This window comes from Accumulibacter sp. (assembly GCF_029255125.1).
Taxonomy (GTDB): domain Bacteria; phylum Pseudomonadota; class Gammaproteobacteria; order Burkholderiales; family Rhodocyclaceae; genus Accumulibacter.
On the sequence record NZ_JAPUVR010000137.1, the window covers coordinates 1 to 8,716 of the forward strand.

An 8,716-nucleotide genomic window follows, 5' to 3' on the forward strand; every position below is an offset into this window, starting at 1 on the left:
AAACCGTAGGAAATCAGGATGCCGAGGAAGGTGCCGACGAGCGCGCCGCCGATCATCTTGCCGAGCACCGCCGGCGGCTGGCCGACCGAGCCCATCACGTTGACCACGCCCATCACGGCAACGACGATACCGAAGGCCGGCACGGCGTCGCCCACCTTGGCCATCACGTGGCCCGGCGTTTCGACCTCATGATGATGCGTTTCGATTTCGATATCCATCAGGTTCTCGATTTCGATCGCATTCAGGTTGCCGCCGACCATCATGCGCAGGTAATCGGTGACGAATTCCATGACGTGATGATCGCTGGCGATGCTCGGGTACTTGCTGAAAATCGGGCTGTCGTGCGGATTCTCGACGTCGTTCTCGATCGACATCAGGCCCTCCTTGCGGACCTTGGCGAGCACTTCGAAGAGCATTGCCAGCAGATCGATGTAGAGTGCCCGGGTGAATTTCGATCCCTTGAAGATTCCCGGCAGCGCGCCGACCGTGGCCTTGATCACCTTGATGTCGTTGGCGGCGACGAAACCGCCGATGGTCAGGCCGACGATGGCAATGTACTCGAGCGGCACCCACAACGCAGCCAGACTGCCATGCACCGCGTACGTTCCGAGCGCTGCGGCCAGAATGATCACATACCCGACAATCAGAAACATCTGTTCCCCCTGCTTAGCGCGCCCGCTGCCGACCTCGCAAAGGGCAAATCCGCCTGCGCGAATTGTAGCCAGAATACCTTCAGTCAGCAGCGGACGAGCAATGATATCGCTAAATCTGTCATTTCCGGCGATCGCTGCGGCCAGCGGCGACGCCCAGCGGGGCGTCGTGCCGGGCGTCGGAAAGCCCCACGGCGGCGGACAACGGTGTGTTGCCAAGCGCCGGGCGGCCTATAATCGGCAGCTCGTCTGGCTGCCCTCGAAGCCGCCGCGGCGACGGCGGAGCGGGCGTGTCGATCGATCTCGTGCAAGGAGGCAAGCGTCATGAATCAGTTGTGGAATGCCCTCGCGCGTGCGCTGGTCTGGCTGGCCTTCGCCAGCTTGGCATTCGCCGCGCAGGCGCGCCCGGCGGCAGCGCTCAAGCTCCCGCCCGGTGTCGAGCGCGCGACGACCGTCGAAGGCATCAGCGAATACCGGCTGAATAACGGTTTCCGCTTCATCCTTTTTGCCGATGGCGGAAAACCGACGGTGACGGTCAATCTGACCTACCTGGTCGGCTCGCGCCATGAGAACTACGGTGAAACGGGCATGGCGCACCTGCTCGAACACATGATCTTCAAGGGGTCGAAGAACTTTCCCGACCCGACGCGCGAGTTTCGCGCGCGCGGCTTCGAAATCAACGGCACGACCTGGTTCGACCGGACGAACTACTACCTGACTTTTCCGGCCAAGGACGACAACCTGCGCTGGGCGCTGGCCTGGCAGGCGGACGCGATGCTCAACTCGTTCATCGCCCGGGGCGACCTCGATACCGAAATGAGCGTCGTGCGCAACGAATTCGAGATGGGCGAGAATGAACCGGCGAGCGTCATGTTCAAGCGCATGCAGGCGCTGCTCTTCGACTGGCACAACTACGGCAAGAGCACGATCGGCGCGCGCAGCGACATCGAGCAGGTCAAGATCGAAAACCTGCAGGCGTTCTATCGCAAGTTCTACCAGCCCGACAACGCCGTCCTCGTCGTCGCCGGCAAGATCGACGAGCAACGCACGCTCGACTGGATCGTCGCCTCGTTCGGCCGGATGGCCAAGCCGGCACGCAAGCTTCCGGCGGCGTGGACGAGCGAACCGACGGCCGACGGCGAGCGTCAATTTGTCGTCCGGCGCAAGGGCGAAGTCCAGTTGCTGACGCTCGCCTACCGTACGCCGGCCAGTTTGCACCCCGACGCCGACGCGCTGGCGATGGCCAGCGAAATCCTCGGCGACACGCCGAACGGTCGCCTCTATCAGGCGCTCGTGCTGAGCGGCCTGGCGACGCAGGTGTATGCCTATCCGGTCGAGACGCGCGACCCCGGCTTCGTCGTCTTCGGCGCGGTGCTCAACAAGGGCGATTCGCTCGAACGTGCGCGCGAGCGGATGATCGAGGTCATCGAGGGCGGCTTCGCGCGAACGGCGACGACGCCGAGCGAACTCGAACGAGTCGTCGAACAGTCGCGCACGAGCTACGAAAGGGCGCTCGCCGATCCCGAGACCTTTGCCGTGACGCTCTCCGAGTACATCGCGCTGGGCGATTGGCGCCTGTTCTTCCTTGCCCGCGAGCAGCTCGAGCGGATCACGCCGGAGGAGGTCGATGTTGCGGCGGGCAAATACTTCCTGCGCGACAACCGGGTGATGGGTTCGTTCATTCCGGAGGACGAGCCGCTGCGGGCGATCGTTCCGGTCGCACCGAGCGCAGCCGAGTTGCTGGCCGATTTTCGGCCGCCGCAGGAGATCGACGCCGGCGAGATTTTCGAGCCCTCGCCCGAGAACCTGAACCAGCGCACCTTGCGTCGTCGTTACGGCGATCTGAAGGTCGCTCTGTTGCCGAAGAAGAACCGCGGTCAGATCGTCAATGTCTCGATGCGCTTTCGCTGGGGGAACGAGGAGACGCTGCGCCAGCGCAATCTGACCGGGGCGCTGGCGATCGCCATGCTGGGGCGCGGAACGAACCGCTTGACGCGCCAGCAGATCGCCGACGCGCTGACCCGTCTGAAGGTTCGCGGCAGCCTGACGCGCTTCGAAACGACGCGCGACAAGCTGCCGGAAGCCTTGCGTCTGGTTTTTGAACTCATGCACGAAGCGAGTTTCCCGCCGGCTGAGTTCGAACGCCTGAAGCGCGAGTATCTGACCTCGTTGCAGGGGCAGATCGACAATCCCGAGGAACTCTCGCGCGACCAGCTCAATGCGCACTTCAACACCTATCCGCGCGGCGACCCGCGCTACCACGCGCGGCTTGCCGAGCGCATCGAAGAAGTGCAGCGGACGACCCTCGCCGATGTGCTGGCTTATCACCGTGAGTTGATCGGCACGGCGCGCGGCGAAATGGCCATCGTCGGCGATTTCGCGGTTGCGCCGGTCGAGGACGAGTTGCGCTCGCTGTACGCGACCTACGGTTCGCCGTCGCCGTACGCGCGCGTCGAACGAGAGTTTCGCAGCGTCGCGCCGCAGCGGCTGGTAATCGACACCACCGACAAGGAAAGCGCGGTTCTCCGGGCGCGGCTCGACCTCGCGCTGCGCGACGCCGACCCCGATGCACCGGCGCTCTACGTTGCCAACTACATCTTCGGCGGCAGTTCAGCCCTGTCGAATCGGCTGGTCGACCGCCTGCGGCAGAAGGAAGGCATCAGTTACAGCACGGATTCGCAGCTCCTGCTCGGCAGCCGCCAGGCGCTCTCCACCTGGACCTTCTCCGCCATGGTCGCGCCGCAGAACGCGGCGCTGGCCGAAAAGGCTTTCCGCGAGGAACTGCTGCGCGCTTGCCGCGACGGTTTTACGCCGGAGGAGGTGGCGGAAGCCAAACGCGGCATTCTCGAGTCGAACGCGATTGCCCGTTCGCAGGACAACGCAGTTGCCGCGCGCTGGCTAAGCTACCTCGACCTGGAGCGCGATTGGCAGTTTGCGCACGACTTCGAGATCCGCATCGCTGCGCTGCGCCCGGAGCAGGTCGGCGAAGCCTTTTGCCGGCACATCGACGCCGAGAAAATGGTCCTGGTAATCGCCGGCGACACACGCAAGGGACTCGGCAAGTGAGCGAGCGCGCCGAGCAGAGCGCGCAGCGCCTTCGCGCCATCGAAGGCATTGCTGATCTGCTCGTCGGCATGGCCTTCAGGGATCACGTTCCGGTGCCCGACGATCCCCCACAACGTCAGCCGATGGCCGATGGCCGCCTGATCGACCCTGTATCGCCGCGGGAGCGGAAGTCGCCCGGCATTACCACCGAGCAGCAGAAGAGCTCGGCGGCGAGCAGGCGCAGGCGTATCTGCTGCACCGCTCCTGTCGCCAGGTCTGCTCGATGCTTTGCGCCGGAACTGGCGTGACACCCGGCCGACGCTGTGGCTGTTTCGCAATCGGGCAGAGACGCGCCCGATGGAAATCCCGATGGCGCAGCGGATCGACCATGTTGCGCACGCCGCGGTGGGGATCGCCGTCGAGGGAGGCATCACCAGCCGTAGGAACGCGCTTGCCACGGTCTTCATGGTCGTCGTTTCGCTGGCGAAGCCCCTGCTCTCGTGGACCGTCGGTTGGTCGCCGTCATGGGGCGTTGAATTCGGCGGTTCGGCGGCCATCATTTGCATCGGTGTCGTTGCATGGCGGGTTCTTCAGATCCGTCGCCTCTGTCGTCAAGGCAGGGAGTTTAGCGGCCGCGTCACGCGTGTACAGCGTGTGAAGGATCGCGCTCGGATCGACTTCGAGTACCACGACAGAACGTGCTCGCACATGGCATGGCAACCCGTGCATGCAACAGCCCGGGTCAGTCGAATCACCGCCGGGCTCCAGGTTCGGGTACTTGCATTGCCCGGTAGTCCAGGAACGGCTATCATCCCCGCGCTGTTCGAAAGTGCCGCCTGACGAATAGGCCTGGATCGTGCGAAACCGCGATCTGGGCCGTTCGTTGATGGCTGCTGGAGCCAGGCAACGTTGCGGCTGTGCAGGGTCAGCCTTTCTGTTGGCGTCGGGCTGTACAAGTCTTTTCAATATCTTCAATGCGGTAGTCGCCGGAAGATCGAAGCTGCATGCAGGCAGGCAGCTTGGCTTTGAAGCGCGGATTATCCGTACCCCACTCGAGCTGTTGGACGAACGAACCATGTGGCAAGACGCGATTGTTCAAGAAACGCGCCAACGTCGTGAAGTCTTCGCCTCGCAGTATGGACACGATCCCGATGCGATTTTTCAGGCAATCTTGCAAAGACAATCGCTGTCGCACAGGGCAAAGGCTTCCTACGCTACGCATACGCCAATGATGTTTGCTGCCCAACCCGTCGCTCCCGGGGCGCACCGCAGGCGGCGCGTCCCGGGGCTTTCACGCCGGGCTTCAGAATGACTCTTCGCGTCGCGATCTACATCTTTCCGGAAGTTGAGGTTCTGGATTTCGCCGGGCCGTTCGAGGTGTTCACGACCGCCACGCGCGTCCACCGACGCCGCAAACCGGGTTCGCAGCCACCGTTCGAAACTTTCACGGTGGCGAGGTCTTCGGCGCCTGTGCAGGCGCGCGCCGGCTTGCGCGCGGTACCCGACTACACGCTCGAATCCGCGTCCGCACCAGACCTGCTCGTCGTCCCTGGTGGAGTCGTCGATCGGGAGCTGCAAGATCCTCATCTGCTGCGCTGGGTGGTTCAGGTCTCGCAGTCTGCCAAGGTCATAGCGTCCGTATGTACTGGCAGTTTCGTCCTTGCCAAGGCGGGGCTACTCAGCGGCAAAGCAGCGACGACACATTGGGAAGACATTGCCGACCTGCGCACGCAGTTTCCCGAACTTGTGGTGCGTGAGGGAGTTCGTTGGGTCGACGAAGGCACGATCGTCACTTCGGCCGGCATCGCAGCGGGTATCGATATGAGTCTTCACCTGGTAAAGCGGTTTGCCAGCAACGAACTGGCTCAGGCCACTGCTCGTCAGATGGACGTACCGTACCGAACTGAGGCCTGAGCCTTCGCTCGAGGCGACAGCCTCCAGCCTGGCCGACGGGAAGTGCCGGGCTTCCGATAGAGCGCCGCGATGGCGATGCGCACCGGCAAACGTGCCGATGTGTCTGCCGCCAGCCTGGAACCCGCTCGGCGCGCAGCAGATCGCGCGAGATGCGGGCGCCGGTGAAGGGGTAATCGACCTCAACCGCACGCTCCGTCAGTTGCCGCTTCCAGTCCGTTATCGGGTGCGGGCGGAGGTCGTACTGTTGCGCCAGATCCGCCAATGTCTCTTCGCTCTTCAGCCGCTCTCACGACACCTGTGCCTTGATTACCGGCGTGGGGTTCCGCCTCGTCCTTCCCTCGTCCTTCTCGTCATGCTCCCGCTCCTGTTGGGGCTGGCTTGCGCAGCCGTTCGAGAGGGAAAACTACCCCTTATCCGGCGGTCCAAGTTGCCGGGGCCAGCGCTCTGAGCGATTGGTTCAGCGAGTGCTTCTGGCTCGCGGTTTCGCTGACGGCGCTCAGCTCTTCCTGGGCAGGGGTCGATACTCGGCGTCGCGGCCGCTCAGTTCGCGCCACAGATCGGCGAGCGGGATGCGATTCCTGGCCGTGAAATCAACCCATTCGGTGGGCACCGGGCGCCCGGGGTGGAAGCGGATTCCCCAGATGGGTTCGAAGCGCTCGGTCGACAGCGAGTAGCGGGCATCGCCAAGGACCTCCGGGTCGGCGAGCGCGCGCGCTACCCATCCGTCGGAAAAATGGGCGAAGCGGCGGTAGTCGCGCACGATGCGTTCGTTGGCGCGCAGTTCGGGCGGCAGCGCCGCTTCCTGCGCCAGGGCAACGCTGCTGCCGGTTTTCCACGTCAGATCGCTGCCGGCGCGGATACGGTCGGTGTGCAGGACGCCAGCCGATTCGTAGACCGAGCGCCAGAGGAAGACGTTGCCGACCGTCGGGAACATCCGGGCGCGCTCGATGGTGTGCCCGCGCTGGGCAGCAATCTGCGCCTGCGCGCTGAGCGCGCGTTCCTGCTGCCAGGCGGCGCTGCCGACGTAGAGCAGCGCAGCGGCGAGCGCGAGCAAGGTCGGCCAGCGCCTCTGCCCACGGCGCAAAGCGACGAGCAGGCCGAGCAGGAGGATCAAGGTGAACGGTGGTCCGATCGTCGTCAGCCAGTGCCAGGCGACGCGCACGTCGGAGAAGGGCCAGAGCAACTGCGTACCGTAGTTCGTGCACGCGTCGAGCACGCCGTGTGTGGCGTAGGCGAGCGTCGCTGCGCCGAGTATCGGCCGCCATTGGCTGCGCGCTGCCGATTTGAGCAGCCAGGGCGCTGCGGCAACGATCCCACCCAGCGGAATGAAGGCGAAGGCGTGCGTGAACTGTCGGTGGTACTGGATGTTGAGTAGCGGATCGGTGCTGCTGGCGATGAAGAAATCGACGTCGGGCAAGATTCCGGCAAGCGCACCGATCATCCAGGCGCGGCGACCGAGACGCTGGCCGAAGGCGGCGTGGGCGACGGAGGCGCCGAGCAGGGCGTGGGTCAGTGGGTCCATGGCGAGCGGCGGCAGTTGGCTGGAGTTGGCTGGAGTTGGGAGGGGGCAGGGCGGGCAGGCGACGGCGCGGCGGGCGAGCCGCAAGAGGAGTGGAGCGGAGCGCGGAGTATTTCCGCTTTCCCGGAGCCGGTCAAGCGTGCCGAGCTGGCCGGAAAGTGAATCAGCCGTAGACTCCTCCGTGCTGACGTAGAATCGACCTCTGCCGCCCGGCGCGGGTCGATGCCAGCCAGTGGCAGAACGTTTGCCCGCGGCAAATCGAGGTGCGGGCGAGTGCGAACGGGAGTGCGGACGGGAGTGGGGAACGAGGTGGCGACTGCGGTGGCGACCGAAGGGCGCAAGCAAGGCGGCGTCCATCAGGCTTGCGCGCTTCTGGCGCTGGCGACGCGGTGAGCAGCGAGCGCATCCGGCTTGCCCTGCGCCGGCTGTATCCACCGGCGGCCTTTCTCGGCGGCTTCGTCTGGGATGCGCTGACCATCGGCCAGCGCATCCGGGTCATCGACTTCTGGCGCCTGGGGGCTTTCCTTGTCGGAGCGGCGCTGCTGACGCTCTGGCTGGCGCGGCGCGCGGCGCGCGAAGTGCCGGCGCCGGCGGACGGCAGATCGCTGCGCGAGCGCCTGGCCGCACTCGCCCGGCAGGCTCCCTATCTGTTGCTGCAGTTCTTCTTCGGCGGCATCTTCTCGGCGCTGTTCATTCTTTACCTGAAGAGTTCCGGCCATCTCGGCACCTGGCTGATGGCCGCTTTTCTCGCAGCCTTGCTGGTCGGCAACGAGTTTGTCGGTGATCGCTACGGGCGACGGTTTACGCTCACTTGGGCGTTGTTTGCGCTGAATGCAATTCTTCTGTTCAATTTCGCGCTGCCGCATGCGCTGGGCAGCCTCGATCCTCTCTGGTTCTACGCTTCGACTGCGGCTGGCGTCGTTCTCACGCAAGGGCTGCGCTGGTTGGCGCCGGGCCGGCCCGGGCGCAGCGGACCTGCCTGGGCAGTCGCTGCAGCGCTGATGCTCGCTTTCCATTTCGACATGATTGCGCCGGTCCCGTTGGTCAAACGGCAACTGGCGGTCGGCCTGGAGTTTTCCCAGGCAGCAGGACGGTACACGCTGCAGGTCGAGCCGGCTGCCTGGTGGCAATGGTGGCGCGGGCAGGCGGCCAGCGTGCGCGTGCCGGAAGGGGGCAGGCTGTACGGTGTTTCGGCGGTCTTCGCGCCGCTCGGGGTGACCGCCGGGCTCGAGCATCGCTGGGAGATTCGCCAGGAGGACGGCTGGCGGCTGGTCTCGCGCCGGCCTTTCCAGACGACCGGCGGACGCGACCGCGGTTTCCGCGGCTATTCCTGGGTGCTCAATCCGCTGCCCGGCGACTGGCGTTTCACGGTCGCGACGCAGGATGGGCGAACGATCGATGTCCTGCGTCTGCGCGTCGAGCGCGGCACGCCGGCGCGCGAGGATTTGCATCTGTACGAGTTCGACTGAGAGGCTGTGAAAAAATCCCGAGCCTACCCTCCGGGAACGTGGGACGCAGGGTATAATGACAATGTCAACTACGGACGGTTTCTGGCGATGACTGAATCTCTTTTTCGCGAGGAAGAAGT

The 8,716-nt window shown here is 64.8% G+C and carries 7 protein-coding genes; 5 read left to right on the forward strand and 2 right to left on the reverse strand.

Annotated elements, in window-relative coordinates:
- A partial coding sequence (locus Q1L59_RS14865; RefSeq protein ID WP_300333635.1) for a motility-associated protein occupies positions 1-653 on the reverse strand: 653 nt, incomplete at its 3' end.
- Positions 654-974: 321 nt separating this feature from the next.
- Between Q1L59_RS14865 and Q1L59_RS14870 the strand changes: the two genes are divergently transcribed.
- The 4 genes from Q1L59_RS14870 (at position 975) to Q1L59_RS14885 (ending at position 5,609) form a co-directional block, all read left to right on the forward strand.
- Entirely contained in the window at positions 975-3,716 is a 2,742-nt protein-coding gene (locus Q1L59_RS14870) for a M16 family metallopeptidase (RefSeq protein WP_300333637.1), read from the forward strand.
- The gene (locus Q1L59_RS14875; protein ID WP_300333639.1) at positions 3,713-4,003 is read left to right on the forward strand and encodes a hypothetical protein; all 291 of its coding nucleotides are present in this window, start codon (positions 3,713-3,715) and stop codon (positions 4,001-4,003) included. The genes Q1L59_RS14870 and Q1L59_RS14875 overlap by 4 nt, the downstream gene beginning before the upstream one ends.
- Before the next feature lie 49 nt (positions 4,004-4,052).
- The gene (locus Q1L59_RS14880; protein WP_300333641.1) at positions 4,053-4,535 is read left to right on the forward strand and encodes a hypothetical protein; all 483 of its coding nucleotides are present in this window, start codon (positions 4,053-4,055) and stop codon (positions 4,533-4,535) included.
- Between the two features lie 468 nt (positions 4,536-5,003).
- Positions 5,004-5,609 carry a DJ-1/PfpI family protein gene (locus tag Q1L59_RS14885; protein ID WP_300333644.1) on the forward strand — a complete coding sequence of 202 codons (606 nt, stop codon included), beginning with the start codon at positions 5,004-5,006 and terminating at the stop codon, positions 5,607-5,609.
- Between the two features lie 496 nt (positions 5,610-6,105).
- Here the strand turns inward: Q1L59_RS14885 and Q1L59_RS14890 are convergent, their stop codons facing one another.
- Positions 6,106-7,131: a metal-dependent hydrolase gene (locus Q1L59_RS14890; protein ID WP_300333645.1), complete on the reverse strand. Its 1,026-nt coding sequence runs from the start codon at positions 7,129-7,131 to the stop codon at positions 6,106-6,108.
- 386 nt (positions 7,132-7,517) lie between these two features.
- Between Q1L59_RS14890 and Q1L59_RS14895 the strand changes: the two genes are divergently transcribed.
- Positions 7,518-8,597 (forward strand): DUF2914 domain-containing protein, encoded by a 1,080-nt coding sequence (locus Q1L59_RS14895; protein WP_300333648.1) that lies wholly within the window; start codon positions 7,518-7,520, stop codon positions 8,595-8,597.
- Positions 8,598-8,716: the final 119 nt, after the last annotated feature.

Coding starts and splice junctions, on each gene's coding strand:
- Q1L59_RS14870 (WP_300333637.1), top strand. CDS start 975: ATGAATCAGTTGTGGAATGCCCTCGCGCGTGCGCTGGTCTGGCTGGCC.
- Q1L59_RS14880 (WP_300333641.1), top strand. CDS start 4,053: ATGGAAATCCCGATGGCGCAGCGGATCGACCATGTTGCGCACGCCGCG.
- Q1L59_RS14885 (WP_300333644.1), top strand. CDS start 5,004: ATGACTCTTCGCGTCGCGATCTACATCTTTCCGGAAGTTGAGGTTCTG.
- Q1L59_RS14890 (WP_300333645.1), bottom strand. CDS start 7,131: ATGGACCCACTGACCCACGCCCTGCTCGGCGCCTCCGTCGCCCACGCC.